Origin of the sequence: uncultured Chloroflexus sp. (assembly GCF_937951745.1) — a bacterium.
In the GTDB taxonomy this organism is placed as follows: domain Bacteria; phylum Chloroflexota; class Chloroflexia; order Chloroflexales; family Chloroflexaceae; genus Chloroflexus.
The window spans coordinates 31,138-49,158 of record NZ_CALFBQ010000018.1; the positions used below are offsets into that span (position 1 = coordinate 31,138).

General features: G+C 56.8%; 18 protein-coding genes. 12 read left to right on the forward strand and 6 right to left on the reverse strand.

The window, feature by feature from the left end:
* Positions 1-48: 48 nt before the first annotated feature.
* From Q1A59_RS05545 to Q1A59_RS05570, 6 genes are all read left to right on the forward strand, one after another.
* Complete coding sequence (locus Q1A59_RS05545) at positions 49-702, forward strand: response regulator transcription factor (protein ID WP_298403533.1); 654 nt, start codon at positions 49-51, stop codon at positions 700-702.
* 17 nt (positions 703-719) lie between these two features.
* Positions 720-1,478, forward strand: coding sequence for an MBL fold metallo-hydrolase (locus Q1A59_RS05550; protein ID WP_298403531.1), 759 nt, complete (start codon positions 720-722; stop codon positions 1,476-1,478).
* Positions 1,479-1,805: 327 nt separating this feature from the next.
* Positions 1,806-2,966 carry an amino acid ABC transporter substrate-binding protein gene (locus tag Q1A59_RS05555; protein WP_298403529.1) on the forward strand — a complete coding sequence of 387 codons (1,161 nt, stop codon included), beginning with the start codon at positions 1,806-1,808 and terminating at the stop codon, positions 2,964-2,966.
* Positions 2,967-3,237: 271 nt separating this feature from the next.
* A complete protein-coding gene (locus Q1A59_RS05560; RefSeq protein ID WP_298403527.1) occupies positions 3,238-4,440 on the forward strand; it encodes an amino acid ABC transporter permease in 1,203 nt (400 codons plus the stop codon).
* A gap of 10 nt (positions 4,441-4,450) precedes the next feature.
* Positions 4,451-5,683 (forward strand): amino acid ABC transporter permease, encoded by a 1,233-nt coding sequence (locus Q1A59_RS05565; RefSeq protein ID WP_298403524.1) that lies wholly within the window; start codon positions 4,451-4,453, stop codon positions 5,681-5,683.
* Between the two features lie 39 nt (positions 5,684-5,722).
* Positions 5,723-6,472 carry an amino acid ABC transporter ATP-binding protein gene (locus Q1A59_RS05570; protein WP_298403522.1) on the forward strand — a complete coding sequence of 250 codons (750 nt, stop codon included), beginning with the start codon at positions 5,723-5,725 and terminating at the stop codon, positions 6,470-6,472.
* Between the two features lie 42 nt (positions 6,473-6,514).
* Here the strand turns inward: Q1A59_RS05570 and Q1A59_RS05575 are convergent, their stop codons facing one another.
* Together Q1A59_RS05575 and Q1A59_RS05580 are read right to left on the reverse strand one after the other, a co-directional pair.
* Positions 6,515-7,735, reverse strand: a complete 1,221-nt coding sequence (locus Q1A59_RS05575; RefSeq protein WP_298403521.1) for a glycosyltransferase family 4 protein — start codon at positions 7,733-7,735, stop codon at positions 6,515-6,517.
* A 32-nt stretch (positions 7,736-7,767) separates the two neighbouring features.
* Positions 7,768-8,325 (reverse strand): hypothetical protein, encoded by a 558-nt coding sequence (locus Q1A59_RS05580; RefSeq protein WP_299644270.1) that lies wholly within the window; start codon positions 8,323-8,325, stop codon positions 7,768-7,770.
* A 46-nt stretch (positions 8,326-8,371) separates the two neighbouring features.
* Here Q1A59_RS05580 and pdxH point away from each other — a divergent pair, with 46 nt between their 5' ends.
* The 3 genes from pdxH (at position 8,372) to Q1A59_RS05595 (ending at position 10,128) form a co-directional block, all read left to right on the forward strand.
* Positions 8,372-9,010, forward strand: coding sequence for a pyridoxamine 5'-phosphate oxidase (gene pdxH, locus Q1A59_RS05585; RefSeq protein WP_366144837.1), 639 nt, complete (start codon positions 8,372-8,374; stop codon positions 9,008-9,010).
* A 138-nt stretch (positions 9,011-9,148) separates the two neighbouring features.
* Positions 9,149-9,574 (forward strand): polymer-forming cytoskeletal protein, encoded by a 426-nt coding sequence (locus Q1A59_RS05590; protein WP_298403514.1) that lies wholly within the window; start codon positions 9,149-9,151, stop codon positions 9,572-9,574.
* Between the two features lie 101 nt (positions 9,575-9,675).
* Positions 9,676-10,128, forward strand: coding sequence for a septum formation initiator family protein (locus tag Q1A59_RS05595; protein ID WP_298403513.1), 453 nt, complete (start codon positions 9,676-9,678; stop codon positions 10,126-10,128).
* Between the two features lie 34 nt (positions 10,129-10,162).
* On the opposite strand, the gene Q1A59_RS05600 is transcribed toward Q1A59_RS05595, so the two are convergent.
* Positions 10,163-13,615: an AAA family ATPase gene (locus Q1A59_RS05600; protein ID WP_298403512.1), complete on the reverse strand. Its 3,453-nt coding sequence runs from the start codon at positions 13,613-13,615 to the stop codon at positions 10,163-10,165.
* A gap of 298 nt (positions 13,616-13,913) precedes the next feature.
* Between Q1A59_RS05600 and Q1A59_RS05605 the strand changes: the two genes are divergently transcribed.
* Together Q1A59_RS05605 and Q1A59_RS05610 are read left to right on the forward strand one after the other, a co-directional pair.
* A complete protein-coding gene (locus Q1A59_RS05605) occupies positions 13,914-15,095 on the forward strand; it encodes a pseudouridine synthase (RefSeq protein ID WP_298482193.1) in 1,182 nt (393 codons plus the stop codon).
* A gap of 117 nt (positions 15,096-15,212) precedes the next feature.
* Entirely contained in the window at positions 15,213-15,704 is a 492-nt protein-coding gene (locus tag Q1A59_RS05610) for a plastocyanin/azurin family copper-binding protein (protein WP_299644275.1), read from the forward strand.
* An 81-nt stretch (positions 15,705-15,785) separates the two neighbouring features.
* Here Q1A59_RS05610 and Q1A59_RS05615 read toward each other — a convergent pair whose 3' ends face one another.
* The 3 genes from Q1A59_RS05615 to Q1A59_RS05625 form a co-directional block, all read right to left on the reverse strand.
* The gene (locus Q1A59_RS05615; RefSeq protein ID WP_298404817.1) at positions 15,786-16,229 is read right to left on the reverse strand and encodes a hypothetical protein; all 444 of its coding nucleotides are present in this window, start codon (positions 16,227-16,229) and stop codon (positions 15,786-15,788) included.
* A gap of 103 nt (positions 16,230-16,332) precedes the next feature.
* Positions 16,333-16,752, reverse strand: a complete 420-nt coding sequence (locus Q1A59_RS05620) for an NUDIX hydrolase (protein WP_298404820.1) — start codon at positions 16,750-16,752, stop codon at positions 16,333-16,335.
* A 232-nt stretch (positions 16,753-16,984) separates the two neighbouring features.
* Positions 16,985-17,482, reverse strand: coding sequence for a glutathione peroxidase (locus Q1A59_RS05625; RefSeq protein ID WP_298404823.1), 498 nt, complete (start codon positions 17,480-17,482; stop codon positions 16,985-16,987).
* Between the two features lie 293 nt (positions 17,483-17,775).
* Between Q1A59_RS05625 and Q1A59_RS05630 the strand changes: the two genes are divergently transcribed.
* A complete protein-coding gene (locus tag Q1A59_RS05630) occupies positions 17,776-18,012 on the forward strand; it encodes an FmdB family zinc ribbon protein (protein WP_298404826.1) in 237 nt (78 codons plus the stop codon).
* Positions 18,013-18,021: the final 9 nt, after the last annotated feature.

An 18,021-nucleotide genomic window follows, 5' to 3' on the forward strand; every position in this document is an offset into this window, starting at 1 on the left:
CATGGCGCCGCCATTCCTTAGCTTATTCATTCCGCAGGAGGCCGGCTGATGGAACAAATAACCGTGCTGTTGATTGATGATCATCGCGTCGTGCGTCAAGGCTTGCGCGATTTCCTCGAACTGCAACCCGACATCGAGGTGGTCGGCGAAGCGGGCAGCGGTGAAGAGGGGGTGGAACTAGCCCGCGAGCTCTTGCCCGATGTTGTGCTGATGGATTTAGTCATGCCCGGCATTGATGGCGTCGAGACCACCCGCCGGCTCAAAGCGGTCAGTCCCTCGTCTCAGGTAATAGTACTGACCAGCTTTGCCGACGATGATAAAGTGTTTCCGGCGATCAAAGCCGGCGCTATCTCGTACCTGCTCAAAGATATTTCACCGGAAGAGCTGGCCCATGCCGTCCGTGCCGCCTGCCGCGGCGAAGCCGTCTTGCATCCCGATGTCGCGGCCAAGTTAATGCAAGAGTTCAACACACCGCGCCCCAACGAAGCGCCGGTCGAGCAACTAACCCCACGCGAGATGGATGTGTTGCGGTTAGTCGCTAAGGGCATGTCAAACAAGGAGATTGCCGATACACTGATCGTCTCGGAAAAGACGGTTAAAACCCACATCAGCAACATTCTCTCAAAGCTCCACTTAGCTGATCGCACACAAGTGGCGATTTATGCCTTACGCAAGCGGCTTGTGCCGATTGATGAGGAGTAAGCCATAAGGACAACCCTATGATAAACGCACGGATTGTTTTGCTCGGCACTGGCACCGGCTTGCCCGATCCCGATCGCGCTTATACCCATCTAGTTTGGGACGGGCCGGGAGGGTCGTTGCTGGTTGATGTTGGCGGCGAGAGCTACCGCCGTTTATTGGCGGCGGGGATTGACCCGCAAACCTTACAGGGTGTCATTCTCACCCACAGCCACTGCGATCACGTCAATGGTCTGCCGGCGTTACTATTCAGCCTGCGTTTAGGCGGGCGCACCGAGCCGCTGCCGGTCTACGGCCTCGCGCCAACCCTCGAACTAGCGCGTGAGTACGTGCTAGCAGCAGGTTTGGAAGAATGGGCGGATCTGGCGGAATGGCGACCGATCGCCGCTAGCGACCGGCTGCTTCTGACGGATGGTTTAGAGATAGCGACGGCGTTAACCGCGCATAGCCGGCCATGCATTGCCCTGCGTTTTACCGTGCCATCGTTGCCGGCGGTGTGCTACTCGGCTGATACCGAGCCATGCCCAGCAGTGACCGAACTGGCCACCGGTGCGCATCTCCTGATTCACGAGGCGACGGTTGCTGAGCCGTTGGCCGGTCACACCACCCCGCGTCAAGCCGGTGCGGTAGCCGCTGCCGCCGGAGTGCGCCAACTGGTGTTGGTGCATTTCAGTCCGCGCTGGACAATGCCGGTCGCGCAGGCGTTGGCCGAGGTGGCCGCAGGCGGCTTCAGGGGCGTAGCGCAGGTTGGTCACGATTTACAATCGTTCCCATTGTAGCACCGCACGGCCGTGCGGCTCCCGCCGATGCCGACGCGCGAAATTGATGACCGGTTGCGCATCCGACTGGTTCAACGCCAAAGCGGATTCAGAGGCGCAGCGTAGGTTGGTCACCGCCATATCGCTTGATCCTGTGCAACCCTGACACAATTTGCACACTCTGGCAAATCATGGTATCATTCTCCCAATCCGAACGACATGAAGTCAATGTAGCGCAACGATGCCGCGTGGGGCCAGTTCGCCTCATTTCCAAAGGGACCGCACGGTTCGCAGCGCCGGAAGGTCCGGCGTGAGCGCGCAACCGTATCAGATTGTATAGGAGAGGACATGCGTAAACACATCACCCTAGTTCTGGCCGGTTTGCTTAGCTTGATATTGGCTGCCTGCGGCGGCCAAGCTCAGCAGTCGCCCACCACAGCGCCGGCCCAACCGGCCACCACGGCTCCTGAGCAGCCGACTGCTGCACCGGCGCCGACCGCTGCACCTGCTGCGACCGCAGCGCCTGCCGGCGGCACGCCTGCCCAACCCGCAGCCGGCGGTCAGATTGAGCGGATTCTGGCCCGTGGCACGCTGATCTGCGGTGTCAACAATAATCCGCTGCCCGGCTTCGCCACCGTCGATACGGCTGGTGTCCGCCGTGGTTTCGATGTCGATTTCTGCCGCGCAATTGCTGCGGCGTTGTTCGACGATCCGGACAAGGTTGAGTATCGTCCGCTTAGCGCCCAAGAGCGCTTTACCGCCTTGCAGACCGGCGAAATTGATGTGCTGATCCGCAATAGTACGTGGACGTTGGGCCGCGATGGCAATCTTGGCCTCGACTGGGCGCCGACGACGTTCTACGACGGCCAAGGCATGATGGTGCGCAAAGACAGCGGCATCGAGACGCTGGAGGATATGGACGGTGCGACTATTTGTGTCCAGACTGGCACTACCACCGAATTGAACTTGGCCGACCAGTTCCGCGCCCGTGGTCTCACCTTTACGCCGGTGGTCTTCCCAGATGGCGACTCGACCCGCGCTGCGTATGATGCCGGCCAGTGTGATGGTTTCACTACCGACAAGTCGGGCTTGATTTCGAGCTTGACTTTGCTTAGCAACCCGGCTGATCACAAGATTCTTGAAGTGACAATGTCGAAGGAACCGCTTGGCCCAGCCGTCCGGCAGGGTGATGCGCAGTGGTTCGACGCCGTGCGCTGGATTGTGTTTGCGACCTTCCAAGCTGAGGAATATGGCATTACGTCGCAAAATGTGAATGATTTTCTCAGTAGCGACGTACCTGAGATCCGCCGCTTCCTTGGCATTGAAGGCGATCTGGCTAAGGGCATTGGTTTGTCGAACGACTTTGCAGTGCGCATTATTCGCCACGTGGGTAATTACGCCGAGATCTACGATCGCAACCTCGGCCCCGATACGCCCTTCAACCTGCCGCGTGGTCTGAATGCGCTCTACACCGAAGGCGGTCTGCTCTACTCGCCGCCCTTCCGCTAGGCATCGAACGGCTAGCTTATGGCGGATAGGTTCGCTTGGGGGTGAATTGGAGGGGCGACGCAACACGTCGCCCCTTTAATAAAAAAAGATGTTGCATTGCAACGCCGCGCAAAACAGCGGCTGCTGGCTGATGATGAGGCGTGATCATCTCTCGCGATGGTCAGCGTTGACCGTACTACTGTGTTGTAAATCAAGATGATTGAGACAATTTGGGAGAGGTTATTGGTTGCTTTCTACTCTACTTGGATAATTCTCATATAAGGAGTAGCCTATGGCGGCTGGTTCTCCACCACTTCCTTCCGATAAAGGAACAATTCCGTTTTATCGCGACACTCGCATTATTGCGATTATCGTGCAAATCGTCTTTGCAATCGCGGTCATAGCTTTGCTCTGGTACCTCTACTCGAACATGATGAATGGGTTGCGGCAGGCTAATCTGTTGCCGACATTCGCGTTTTTGTCGGTTCCTGCCGGCTTTCCAATCGCCGAAAGCGTGATCCCGTATGATCCCTCAATGACATACGGACGCGCGTTTGTGGTCGGGATTTTGAATACGGTGCGAGTAGCGGGTATTGGCATTGTTCTTGCAACCATCCTAGGTTTAATTCTTGGCATTGCTCGCCTCTCTGACAACTGGCTGTTGCGGAATGTGGCGCTGGTGTATGTGGAAATTGTGCGCAATGTGCCGTTGCTCTTGCAATTGATCTTCTGGTTTTCGCTGACCCGTCTGTTCCCCCGTATTCAAGAGAGTATTGATATTGGCGGCCTGCTCTATCTGCATAACCGCGGCGCGACGCTGGCATGGCCGCAGGCGGCCAACGATTTCGATACGTGGATGGTCTGGGTGTACGGCGGGATTGCGTGCGGAATCATCTATTACACGATCCGCCGCATCCAGTTTGCCCGCCGCGACCGGCCCGGCGTGGCAATGCCGCAAGCCTTCTTGATTGCCGTGGGTGTGGCCTTCATCGGGTTCTTTACGACCTATTTCGTCTACGGCGCATGGCCGGTGAGCCTCTCCATCCCCGAATTGCAGCGGTTTAATTTCGTAGGAGGCATTACCGTCACCAATAGTTTTGCCGCTCTTTTGGTTGGCTTGGTGATCTACACCGCTGTGTTTATCGGCGAGATTGTGCGCAGCGGTATTTTGGCAGTTAGTAAAGGTCAGCGTGAAGCGGCGCGCGCGCTAGGATTAACCCCCGGCCAGACGATGCGGTTGGTGATTCTGCCCCAAGCGCTGCGCGTGATTATCCCGCCGCTCACGAGCCAATATCTGAACCTGACCAAGAACAGCAGCTTGGCAGTGGCTATCGCCTATCCTGACTTGTTCTACGTAGCGAGCACGATAAATAATCAGACCGGCCAAGCTGTTCCGGTGATCTTGATGTTGATGGCGAGTTACCTCTCGGTCAGCCTGCTGACGTCGCTGTTTATGAATTGGTACAACCGCCGCATTCAACTCGTTGAGCGCTAAGGAGACGCCTGTGGCAACCGAAGTTAGTCGCCCAACTTCCCGTCGCGCGCCGCGCCAGCAGATCGGTTTGATTGAGTGGTTGCGCACAAATCTCTTTTCGACGTGGTACAACGTCATTATCACAGTGGTGTTGCTCTATATCATCGTGCAGACGGTGACGAGCTTTGTTTCGTGGATGGTGACTGCTCCCGGCTGGCCAGCGGCGTTTACCAATATCAAGCTGTTGCTAACGTGGACGTACCCGGTTGATCAGCTTTGGCGTCCACAGGCGGCAATGGCATTGGTGATGTTGTTGCTTGGTCTGAGTTCAGGTTTGTGGGGCGGTATCGTGCGCATGGTGGCGTTAGGTGCCGCAGCGATCAGTGTTGGTCTCGGTGTTGTCGCGTTTACCTTCCCTGATTTGCCCGGTCAGACCTCGCTTCCCGGCTGGCTCTTCATGTTTATCTGTGCGGTATTGCTAGTTGGCGGTGATCAGGTGGCCCGTCTCATCGGGAATAAAGTGCGCTGGCCGCTGATCATCGCGTGGCTGCTGGCTTACCCGGCTGTGATATTGATCTTGCGCGGCGGCATCGGCTTGCCGGTGGTTGAGACAAAGCTGTGGGGTGGGTTGATCCTGACGCTTATTCTTGCCGTGAGCGGGATTGTGCTCTCGTTCCCACTTGGGGTGCTGCTGGCGTTGGGCCGGCGCAGCTCGTTGCCGGTTATCCGCACCTTCTGTGTACTCTATATCGAGTTAATCCGCGGGGTGCCGCTGGTAACAGTGCTCTTTATGGGTGCGCTGTTGCTGCCGCTCTTTCTTCCCGGCGGCGAGAGCATTGATGCGCTGGTGCGGGCTGTCATTGCGGTGACGCTCTTCAGCGCAGCGTATCTGGCCGAGAATGTGCGCGGCGGTTTGCAGTCGATTCCGAAAGGCCAAGTTGAGGCGGCACGTGCGCTAGGCCTGAACGTTGTGCAGACGACGCTGCTGATTACGCTGCCGCAGGCGCTGCGCGCAGTGGTGCCGGTGCTGGTTGGCCAGTTCATTGCGCTGTTCAAGGATACGTCATTGGTGGTCATTATTGGTCTTGTCGATCTGCTCGGCGCAGCGCAGAATATCGTCGGCCAGCCTGAATGGCTGGGCATTCCCGGCGGTGTGTGGCGCGAGACGTTTCTCGTCATTGCAGCGATTTACTGGGTGTTTAGCTTTACTATGTCGCGCATTAGCAAGCGGATCGAGGATCAAATTGCGCGCAGCCGGCACTAATGCGGCTTGTTCCCTGTTTGCGAGCGAAGGATGTGATATATGAGCGGAAATGGCAGTAGCGAACCAATTATCATCTGCGAAAACGTTAATAAATGGTACGGTAATTTCCATGCCTTGAAGGATGTGAGTCTGCGGGTAAAACGCGGTGAAGTGGTTGTGATCTGCGGCCCTTCCGGCAGCGGCAAGAGCACTTTCATCCGTACCATCAATCGGCTCGAAGAACATCAGGAAGGGCGAATTATCGTTGATGGCATCGAAATGACCAACGATATTCGCAATATTGATGCCATTCGCCGTGAAGTGGGTATGGTGTTCCAGCAATTTAACCTCTTTCCCCACCTCACGGTCTTGCAGAACATTACTCTCGCCCCAATCTGGGTGCGCAAGAAGACCCGCAAAGAGGCTGAGGCGAAAGCCTTTGAGTTGCTCGAACGGGTGGGTATTCGTGAGCAGGCTCACAAATACCCCGGTCAACTATCTGGCGGCCAGCAGCAGCGGGTGGCGATTGCGCGCGCCTTGGCGATGGAACCGCGGATTATGCTATTCGACGAGCCGACCTCAGCGCTTGACCCTGAAATGGTGAAAGAGGTGCTTGATGTGATGAAGACGCTGGCCCGCAGCGGTATGACGATGCTTTGCGTGACCCACGAGATGGGGTTTGCCCGCGAAGTGGCTGACCGGATTGTCTTTATGGATCAGGGCCAGATTGTCGAGGAGGGCACTCCCGACCAATTCTTCACTAATCCGCGTAACGAACGAACGAAACTGTTCCTTAGCCAGATTTTGTGATCGGGTGGGGCGTGTATCCGTTGCCGGATAAACGCCCTGCGCTCATTCGTCGTCGTCCTCACTTTGGCGGCGGGCAATGGCAGCAGCATAGATCCCCTCAATCGCAATCGCGGCCCGTTCCCACGACAATTCGGTCACGGCCCGCGCTCGCGCTCCGGCAGCGCGCTCGGCGGCCAGCTCACGGTTGGTCAGCGCAAGCTCGAGCTGAGCGGCGAAATCTGCGGCGTTGCCCAGTTTGGCGTAGAAACCGTAAGGCCCCAGAATCTCACGGTTGACCGGTGTATCAAAGGCAACCGTCGGCAACCCCATAGCCATATAGTTGCCGATCTTGCCGTTGCCTTCGGTCAAGCTCATCTTGGGCGCGACCGCCACCTCGCCGAGGGCCAGATAGCTGTGCAAATCGCGGTAGATGATCCGACCCGGCAAGGTGACGTGATCGGCGATGCCTAAGCTGGCAGCGAGGTTGCGGTAGCTTTGTGGATCAGGGTGACCCATAATCAAAAAGTGCAGATCAGGGTGGCGCTGACACATCTGCTGGGCCACTTCAAGCAGCAGATTGGTGCCTTGGTAGGGCGCTAGCAGCCCAATATACACAACGATCCGGCGATCAGGCGGAATACCCAATTGCGCGCGCAGTTCGGCGCGCTGGGCGGCCCATGCCGGCGAGCCGTCGTAGGGGCGAAAACGTTCGGTATCTACGCCATCAGCAATCGTAAAGAGGCGTTCTTCCGGCACCGAGCGGTCGCGGCGCAGTAGATTGGCCGCGTTATGGGTTGAGGTCATGACCGCATCGGCGGCACGGTTGAGCATCCGTTCGAGCCGGGCCAATGGCACAAACAGCGGGTTGGTGCGCCGGATGAAGCCGTGGTCGAGCATTTCGCTGGTCATACTGCCTTGATAGTCGAGGATCAAGGGCCGGTTGAGTAAGCGTTGTAGCGGTAACCCGATCGCAGCGGCTTCGTGGGTGTGGGCATGAATGATGTCAGGGCGAATGCGTAAGGCGGTGCGCAAGGCGCGCCACCCCAACCCTACGTCGAGGTAGAGCTTGTGGCGTGATGAACCGACGACAGCGCGCTTGATCCACGGCACATCCCATGAGCGATAGATGGTGATACCCGGAATGTCATCACCGTTGTGGTACGTGACCAGCACAATCCGGTGACCGCGTCGTTGCAAAGCGCGGATCTCTTCCAAAATCCGCACGTGGTTGCCGTAGTCGGAAAAGAAGCTGGTCGAGGCAATCATTAAAATGGTGTACGGCATAGTAGTGCGTGGCGCTAGCCAAGAATAGCCGCTTACCGGGCGGCGTCGGCGCGACGTTGCACGGCAAGGTGCAACGGTGGCCCGGTCGGCGGTATTGTGCCAGCCAGAATCGCTTCATAGTGGAGTTCGGGATACGGTAGCCCTAATTGGCCGATCCATTCTTCGGGCAATGGGTCGGGATCAAAGACGAGATGAACGACGCCGCGCTCGCCGTAGAAGGTGGTTTCGACGGCTTCAAACCGCTCTTCGCAAACGGTGTCGCCGTCGTACAAGCCGCGCGCCCAACTGACGCCATTGCCGCCGACTTCAATCCAGACACTACGGGTATGCAGCCGGACCGCCAAGGCGCGGGCAAGATTCCGGTCGGCAAAATAGCGGGGATCTTCCCAGATTGCGACCCACCCTTGGGTGGCGGGCGCAATGAAAAAGTGGCGGGAGGTTTTATCAGGTATCATAATAATGCCGCTAATCGCATGCGGCGGGAGGTCAACCGTAATCCATCCCTGTTCGGCAAGAATAGCGGCCAGCGCTGTCGCAACGGCAGCGTTATCATGATGGGCAACGTAAATCGCGGCGCTGTTGTTCATCATCGGCGCTATTGTATGTCAGCCATCGTTCTTGTGCAAATGGAGTACATTGATGAATCTGGCCGAATTACGCAAGGAATACACGCAACGCGGCTTATCGGAAAGCGAAGCGGACACTGACCCGATTGCTCAGTTTACCTGCTGGCTGCGCGAGGCGGCTGAAGCTGGCCTTATCGAACCAAACGCGATGACGCTGGCGACCATTGATCCCGATGGGCGACCCTCGGCGCGGATGGTCTTGCTCAAAGGGATTGATGAGCGTGGCTTCGTCTTTTTCACCAATTACGAGAGCCGCAAAGGGCGGGCGTTAGCGGCGCATCCGGCGGTGGCATTGGTCTTTTACTGGCCGGAACTCGAACGGCAAGTGCGGGTTGAAGGCTACGCCGAGCAAATCAGCGCTGAGGAATCGGATGCCTACTACGCTACTCGTCCGCTCGAAAGTCGGATCGGGGCGTGGGCCTCGCCCCAGAGCAGGCCCATTGCCAACCGCGCCGAACTCGAACAGCGCGTTGCCGAGGTGACAGCTCGGTTTGCCGCGCAAGAACCGCCGCGCCCGCCCTTTTGGGGCGGGTATCGGGTGATCCCCGATCGGATTGAGTTTTGGCAAGGGCGGCCATCGCGTCTGCACGACCGGCTCTGTTATACGCGCACCCCTGCCGGTTGGCAGCGTGAGCGGCTTGCGCCATAATTAGCCGTTGCCCCGACTGGCAGTATCGTTTATAATGGCAACAACGATTTCCCGATCATGATCGGGCAGTCTTCCGGCCTCTTACGTACAAATGCTTGTAGATACAGGTGGCCGGCTATGTGGAGGAGGATCGCGCGCATGTTTGGTACTAATCGCAAATCCGCTCAACCGCAACCAATGGTCAATGGCCGGCCAGAGACGGTGATCGGAGCCAATACTCGCTTTGTCGGCACGCTCAATGCCGAGGGTAATGTCCGCATCGATGGCGCGGTGGAAGGCGATATTGAGGTTGTCGGCAATCTGATCATTGGTGAAACAGGGCGGGTAATTGCGACAATAAAGGCGCGGAATGTGCATGTGTCAGGCGCGGTGAAAGGCCAAATTACCGCGCTCGAACAGTTGGAAATCTCGCCGACCGGTAAGGTCTGGGGTGATATTACCACTGCTGCCTTGCATATTGAGCCGGGTGGTCTCTTCCGCGGCCAGAGCTCGATGACGACCAATATCGAAGAGCCATTGCTGTTGGAAGCGCCCCGTGAATCACGGTCATCGTCTGAGTCGTAAACGCTTGCGGTTGATTGCGCGCGGGAAAGCATAGCTTAGCGTTCCCGCGCAAACACCTTCGTATGCCACGCTCTCGCCAACCCTCGTCACCTGCAACTCTCATGATTGGCCTCCGGCGCAGTTGGGCAATGCTGCGTGGTCGGGTGCGGCGCTGGCTGGTCGCGACGTTTCCCGGTAACGGACGCACGCTAGCCTCATTGGCGCTGATTGCGATGCTGCTGATTATGACTGGCGGGATGGCGGTGAATCTAGTGAATCAATTGGTCATTGCGCGCCATCTTGAGCGTGAGTTGGCGGCTGCTAACGACCAAGTGGCCAGTTTGCAAGCGACGACGCAGGCGCTAGAGGCGCGGCTTGAGTACGAACGCTCAGATGCCGCGGCAGAAACTTGGGCGCGCGATCTGGGATTGGCCCGTGAGGGTGATGTCGTGATCGTGCCGGAACGGGCGCCGGAGGTTGCGCTGGCCACGGCTCCGGCGGCAGTGCCGTCTCCTGTCCCGTTGCCGCCGCCGCCGCCTAACTGGCAGCGTTGGTGGCAGGCATTCTTTCCCTAGAGTGATGTTTAAGAGGCCGGTTGCCGTCCCGTCTTCAATCCTCTGCAATGTCATCACGTTGTTCCAACTCGCTGATTAGCCCTTCAAGCTGATTTACGAGCGCGATTTCGAGAATGGCGATGCGCGAGCTGCTGGCAATGGCGATGGCTTGCCAGATCAGGCTGCGCGCTGTCGCGCCATCTTGACGGTTTGCGTGCAAGAGTGCCTGTGTGCGCAGCCCTAATACCTGCCCATAGCGATCACCAATCGAGCGTGCAATGTGTAATGCCTGCTGTAATTGGCGCTCGGCTTCATCGAGCTGATTACCGGCCAGCATCATGTGACACAGCCCGATCAATGCGCGATTTTCGACGATCCAATCATTGGCCGTGCGAGCAAGCGCACTTGCCCGCTGAAAGCGCTGGTGCGCCTGTTGAAACGTGCCCATTTCAAAGAGGATCCAGCCTTGCAGTTCGTGGCTTTGCGCGGCGATATTCTCGATGGGCATGAGGCTTGCGACAGCGTGATCCGGGGTTGATTGGCGCACCAACATCGCGCAGAGCCGGTCAACCCGTTGGAGGAGGGTGAGGGCTTCCCGCTCTTCACGCTTGAGCGCTAAGCCTTGGGCCTTGATGAGCCAGATGTTGGCCTGCAACAGGCGGCTGAGCAGGGCATTGTGGTGACTGAGCCGATCGACTTGCATTTGGGCATAGGTGAGATGCGCATCAAAGAGGTGTAATGCCCCGCTGATGAGGATGTGGCGCAGGTGTAATACTGCCGCGATGGCAGTGATATGCGGTTGATCGCGCTCGCGCAACAAGCTTTGCAAGAGCGCGAAATCTTCGCTTTGGTGCAGATGATTGCCAGTGCGATCGTTGAGCAACATCCGCAAGGCAAGGAGTTCGGCGCGGCGTTCGACATAGCCCGGTAAGCCAATGCCTTGTTCGATATAGCGTAACGCGCTGTTGAACAGAGAACGGCGCGCACTGATTAGAGCAGCTTGCTGGCAATGCTCAATGACCTCCGGCCATAGTTCGGCGCGCCGCGCATGGTGGATAATGACATCGTATACAGCGAGCGGAGCTTCACGCTGGGCTAATTCGGCATAATATGCGGTCGCATACCAATGGTAAATGGCTTGATGCAGTTCGCGCCGTTGCGCAAAAAGCAGACTTGTGTAGGCGGCTTCGTGAGCAATCCCGAAACTAAAGCGGTATACCGGCTCTGGATCGGCCATCTCGGTTTCGATGAGTTGATAGCGAGCGAGCGTTTCCAAATCGTGTTGCAGTTCGGTTTCATTGATACGTGCGGGGTGGATGTGATGTAGCAAGCGGAATGGGAAACTACGCCCAATCACCGCAGCAACTTTGAAAGTCAGACGGGTGCGTTCGTCCATTTGATCGATCCGAGCTTGCACAATGCCAATCGCCGAGCTGGAGAGTTGGACGTGCGGAAGCGGGCCGAGCAGGCGCGCCTCATCGTGTTCAATCGCAATCAGTCCCTTTTGCAATAAGAGTCGCACATATTCTTTGATGAAGAGCGGTTGTCCGGCTGCATATCGTTCGAGATACTGAAGAAGACGAGGGTCAATTGTGCGTACCCCGATCAGTTCGCAAATGAGATTTGCCCGGTCGGCGACCGGCAGCCGCTCGAGCAGATGATAGGTTGTAAACGGGAGTTGGCGCAATGATTGGACGAACGGCACGAGATGTTCCGGCAAGGGGCGATATGAGAGTGCGACTAACAATGGTAAATGCGGCGTCAGTGTGTCGATAATCTTTTGGAGCAACCGTAACGATTCAGGATCGGCCCAATGGACATCCTCAAGTATGATCAAGATGGGTTCGCGTTTCAGCCGGTTTAACAGTAGTTCGACCACTAATGGGGCAAGGTCGATCAGCTTTGCCGGCGGTGGAAATCCTTCCACGTCGAGGAGCCGTGTTAGCGCGGCTACTTGATGGGGCAAGGCCGTTGGCAGATCGATCAATGCCTGTTGCAAGCGCACGCGGCGCACATGCATTGGCGCATGATCGTCAATGTCGCATAAATCGCCAACAATCGCACGCCAAGGGTGGAGGGGGCGTTCTTGAGTGCCGCTGTGGCATTCGCCCCGAAAGCCGTGACGCCCTCGCTTGAGCCATTCCAAACTAAGGTAGTACAACAGTGTTGATTTGCCAATACCTGTCTCGCCCTCGATAAGCAAGATATTGCTGTGATAGCTTGATCGATCAATAATCTGATCGATCATCAGACGTTCTTGGGCACGTCCGATCAGGGTGATATGACTGGGCAAGGCGGCACGCAACGCATGCGAACCGCGTTCGTCAGTGCGTATGCGATCGGAAAGCACTGTGGCCGCGGGAATATTGCGATCGTACCCCTTGATACTCATCAGTTGCGGCGGGCTGGTGCGGTAGCGGCCAACCGTGTCTTGCCGCACCCGCCCTGAAACCAAAATCTCCCCATGGGCGGCATGTTCCATGAAATGCGCGGCAAGATTCATATCTTCGCCTTGCGCGGTGTATACGCGGCGGAGCCGGCTGCCGACTTCACCCACGAAGAGGGAACCAACAGTGATGCCCGCTTTCCGAATCACCCCCCGGTCGCGCAGCTCAAGCGCGCAGCCGATTGCGCGGCTAGTATCATCGCCGTGCGCAACCGGTGCGCCAAAGAGAAAGACCATAACGGCGCCTTTGTTCCCAACCTCAATCTCGTTCAACCATCCGCCCCACCGCATCGCAACTGATTGCGCTTGCATCACTAATGGTTGCAGTTCGATCGGGTTTTCAGGCAGATCAAAGGCGGCAAAGACCGGAACGCACCAGCGATATTCGGCCACGAGTGTGTTGAGGCGGAGGCGGCGGGCAAAGCTCGGTGGCAGAAAGTGTTCCCACGTCAAGATGGGTGCATCAATTGGCGGTTGATACTCGACCACTGGTGCAGGCTGGCTATTCATTATGAGCAATTTCACCTCGCCCGGTTGCGCTTGTTGTTCGGCCAGACTCGCTGCGTTGATCGGTTGGCCGATCAAGACGGGATGGATGCCTTGATTCGGGATGCCTACCAAGGCGAGATGGACTGGTCCAACGCTCACCCCAACGCGCAATTCGAGATTATACGGTCCGGCAGGCGTTATGATTGGATTAAGGGCGGCGATAGCGTTATGCAACGCATACCCACAGTGAATAGCGAGTGCGGGATCATTGATGTTGGGCCACCACGCGGTGAAGGCGTCGCCAGCGATGTGGATTACGTCACCGCCATTGGCGGCAATGGTTGCAATCATGGTCTCGAAGTAGTTGCGCAAAATGTTATGCAGCCGCTCGGCTCCGTCAGGGAGGGTGGCAAAGATTGCAGTTAAGTGGGTAAATCCGCTCAAATCAGTGTACAGAATGGTTGCGTGGTAGGTTTGTACTTGCCCCGGACGGAGCAGGCCGGCACCAAGCGCATCGCGCAGGGCTGCGGGTACGTAAGGCCGAAAGAGTTGACTGGAGGTTTGCTGTTCCATTGGTAGGGGTAGCTTGTTGGTTGTTCAACTCTATTGTACCCTGACTCAGGCGGCGAAAATCGGTATGGTATACTGTCAAACGATGGTTGATGTCATTTCTAGCAACCATCGGTGGCAAAAGCTGATTCTTCGCCGCGTCGCGCAAATGCTGGTTACGGTCTGTGAAGCCCGTTTCCCAATATGTTCGTATCCTTTCCCATCTAGCCCGAACAGTGGCAGATTCTCGATGGGAAGATGATGAGCGTTGAGTAAAGAACGTTATTCACAGTCTGGTTTGGATGAGAAAGAAAGGCTATCTGTGAGTCCTGAACGATTGCAAAAAGTGTTGGCTAGCGCCGGCATCGCTTCACGACGCGATTGTGAAGAATTGATCGCTGCGGGACGGGTGATGGTAAATGGCCGGGTGGTCACTGTACCCGGTACGCGTGTTGATCTTGAGCACGACGAGGTGTTGGTTGATGGTCAGCCACTGCGGATGCCGGCCAAGCGCACCTATATTATGCTTCATAAACCGGCCGGAGTGGTTTCAACGGCGGAAGACACCCACGGTCGTCCAACAGTTGTCGATCTCGTTGATGTGCCGGCGCGTGTCTTTCCAGTTGGCCGACTCGATCTCGATAGTGAAGGGTTGATTCTCCTCACTGATGATGGCGAACTAGCCCATGCTCTGACCCATCCGAGCTTTGAGGTTGAAAAAGAGTATCGGGTGTTGTTAGATCGGGCATTAACGCCTGATGCGCTGCGGAGTTGGCGGAATGGCGTGTTGCTCGATGGCGAGATGACGGCGCCAGCGTGGGTTGAGTTGATTGGTACGGTGCCGGAGGGGGTCTGGGTGCGGATTGTGTTGCGCGAGGGGCGTAAACGCCAGATTCGCGCGGTAGCGAAGCTCTTGGGCTATGAGGTGCTGCGCCTGATCCGGGTGCGTGAAGGCGAGTTGGAGCTCGGTGATTTGCCACCGCGCGCATGGCGGCATCTAACCGACGAAGAGGTCGCTGCGCTCCGCGCCCACATTCCTACACGCTGGTCGGTGCCGGAACGGTCTAGGGAGTCTGTGCCGGCGGCGTGGCGTGGGAGTGGATCGGCAGAGGCAGTGCGCGAATCACCAGTTGCATCAGAACGTGCCCCACGTGCGCAACGGGTAGAGCGGTCTGTGCCCCGCGAGCGTAGTGAGGAGCGCCCGCCGCGCAGTCGGAGTGACGAGCGGGGGTCGGGGCGGGGATGGCGTGAGGAGCGCCCGCCGCGCAGCCGGAGTGACGAGCGGGGGTCGGGGCGGGGATGGCGTGAGGAGCGCCCGCCGCGCAGCCGGAGTGACGAGCGAGGGGCGGGGCGGGGTGGTAATCAAGCACGCCGTGAACCGCCATCCCGGCGTAGCTCAAATACCGACCAGTCATCCCAGCGTCGTTCGGAACGAACGGATCAATCGACACCCGATAGTCGCCGGCGTGATCCACGGCCTCGCCGTTATGACGATCAAGAATAGCTTCTATCAATACAAACTCTAGATCATATGCTCTAATCTGCTTGACAATGGTTGGAATAGTGGTATAAATTGAGCGGTGCAATTTTGTGATAGATACCGCAAGGAAGGAACACAGCAATGAAAATCTGGTTACGCATGATAGCGTTCGCCGTTCTGACTGCGCTTGCAATGGTGTTAGTCGCCTGTGGCGGCGGTGGGAACAGTGGCGGTTCGAGCGGTGGCGGTCAGAGCAGCGGGCCGGTCACGTTAGAGATCGGCTCGAAAGGTGAAGAATTGGCGTATGATAAGACCGAGTTGCGGGTTGCTGCTGGCCAGACGGTGACGCTGCGCTTCAAGAACAACTCAGCGGTGCAGCAGCACAACTGGATCTTGGTCAAGGGTGGCGATGCTGAAGCGGCAGCGATTGTCAATGCCGGTCTGACGGCTGGCCCGGCAGCAAACTACTTGCCGGCTGACAAGAGCAATGTTCTAGCTGAGTCGCCGCTGGCCAATGGCAATGAGACGGTGGAAGTCACCTTTACTGCGCCAGCAGCTGGCACCTATATCTACATCTGTACGGTACCCGGCCATTATCCACTGATGCAAGGTAAGCTGATTGTCACCAATTAATTTGGTCATCGTAGCAGACAATGACAAGGGGCGACGTTTTTGTCGCCCCTTGCTTCATTTCACAAAGGAATTGTTGCTGATCTACGCGGTGACTGCACGCTGATTTGGCTCTGCTGTGCGGTAAAGGCGTACCATTAAGTTCAAGAGGTGCTGCTCCACTTCAGTGGCTACTACTCGTTCGGATGGAGAGAGCGGTAACCGGCCAAGCTCCTCAAAATACCAGCGGATCATCGCTGTCGTATGTTCATATGACACTCCCCAGCGTGGCAAGACGCCACGGGCCCAGCGCAATTCGGTTTCAGCAATTTCAAGGGCGTCAAACAAGAGCATTGCCCGGATCAAATCGCTGAGAGGGCGCACAGCTACTTCTGCCATACGTTCGATTGGGCCGTAGTTTTCTTCTAAGCGCAAGGTGTGCGTCAGTTCGGGAAATGCGCGTAACAGCCGGGCGGCAACACGCTCAGCGATAGTTTGCCGATGATCATCAACGCGGCGGGCAAGTTGGGTGGCAGCGATCTCATCCATACGTGCCATCCTTCCTCTCTATGCCACTTTATTATAGCACGCCGCTCTTAAGGCCGGCTCTGTGCATAAGGCATGAATTACATGGAAATTCTTCGTGCAAATCTTAGCAACTAAACCACGATTGCGCTACGCGCACTACAGCGCGCAACCGGGGACGTTGGATGCGCTCGATGGCTTCCGCTAACGGCACCCACTCGGCGGCAATGATTTGCTCACTCCCTCCGGTTGGCCGGGCGCAACCTTTGATCGCGCGCAGCAAATAGTAATCAACCAGCTTGCGCTGCGTTCCTCGCGGCCCATTGATCAGGTAATCAGTCCTGCCAATCAGATCAATGACTTCCGCGATAACGTGGGTCTCTTCATACACCTCGCGCACTATCGCCTTGCGCGGTGGTTCGTTTACTTTAAGTTTGCCCTTTGGGAGTGACCAAAAACCTTTACGCTTCCGAATCAACAAGATTTCAATTGTTTGATCAGGTTGCGACCGGAACACGACGGCGCCAACGCCATATACCGTTTTCATGACCGTTACGCTTTCTGAAGCAATGAGCCAGTAGTTGTGTCGCTAGAAGGCTGCCATGGGTTTGCATGTTGTTATGTTCTATCGTACCGCATAGAGGCGTATCGTGTGGTTGATTTGTGACCAAGATAAGGAATACAGTAGTTACAGATGATAAGCTTGGGCGTTCACTACATGAAGAAAGGCGTAGCAAAGCTACGCCTTGACGGAGGATGGGCAGTCGGACAGAGGTCGTTCAGCTCACTGTCGCGGGTTGTTGGCGCAGCAAGGCCACAATGTCGTCTTCGATCATTGACGGCAGATCGGTCGGCGCGTAGCGCCGGCGCGGCTTGCCGTTGCGGTCAACCAGAAATTTGGTGAAGTTCCATTTGATCGCGGTGCTGCCAAACAATCCCGGTTGTTGAGTTTTGAGATAGGTGAAGAGCGGATGCTCATGAGGGCCGTTCACGTCAACCTTCGCGAAGAGCGGAAAGGTGACCTGATACGTCCGCTCGCAGAATTGGGCAATCGATTCATTGTTGCCCGGCTCTTGCATAAATTGGTTGCTGGGAAAACCGAGCACGCTGAAACCTTGATCGCGATAGCGGCGGTAGAGTTGCTCAAGGCCAGCGTATTGCGGCGATAACCCACACATGCTCGCGACATTGACGATCAGCAGCACTTGACCGCGATAGTCGGCCAGCGACTGCATCGTGCCATCGATCCGTTGGGCCGTGAATTGGTATATTGACATAATATTGCTCCTTGCAGGGTATGTGCAAATTGTATACAAGGGTATTATCCCACAAATAATACTACTGGCAAGGTAAAATAATTGCGGGGTTGTAGTTGTTGCGACAAATTATCTGCTAGCGATAGATGGTGCAACAGTTGGCACGCCTCCGCCCTGCGGATTGCCATCTCTGCGCACAAGCGTGTGCGCGTAGAGAGGTGATAGGTCAAAGCGCATAGCGCGCTTTGACAACGACGAATAAAGATGATATATTGTCTCATATGTCTTGTTGCTGTGTTCACCGGTAGGTTGCGATGCCACTGTACGTCTATGAGTGCCCTGAATGCGAGATAGAGTTAGAGGAGCTGCGCCCGATGTGGCGCGCTGATGATCCGGTCGAGTGTCCGGTTTGCCACGGGCTTTGCTTGCGCGTCACCAGCACGTGTTATGTCCGGCGCGCGCCAGAACCGATCTACGCGACCCCGGCTCACGTGGCACAGGTGAGGCACGGTCTCGATTGCCCTTGCTGCCGCCCTCGCCGGCGTGGGTAAGGAGAACCC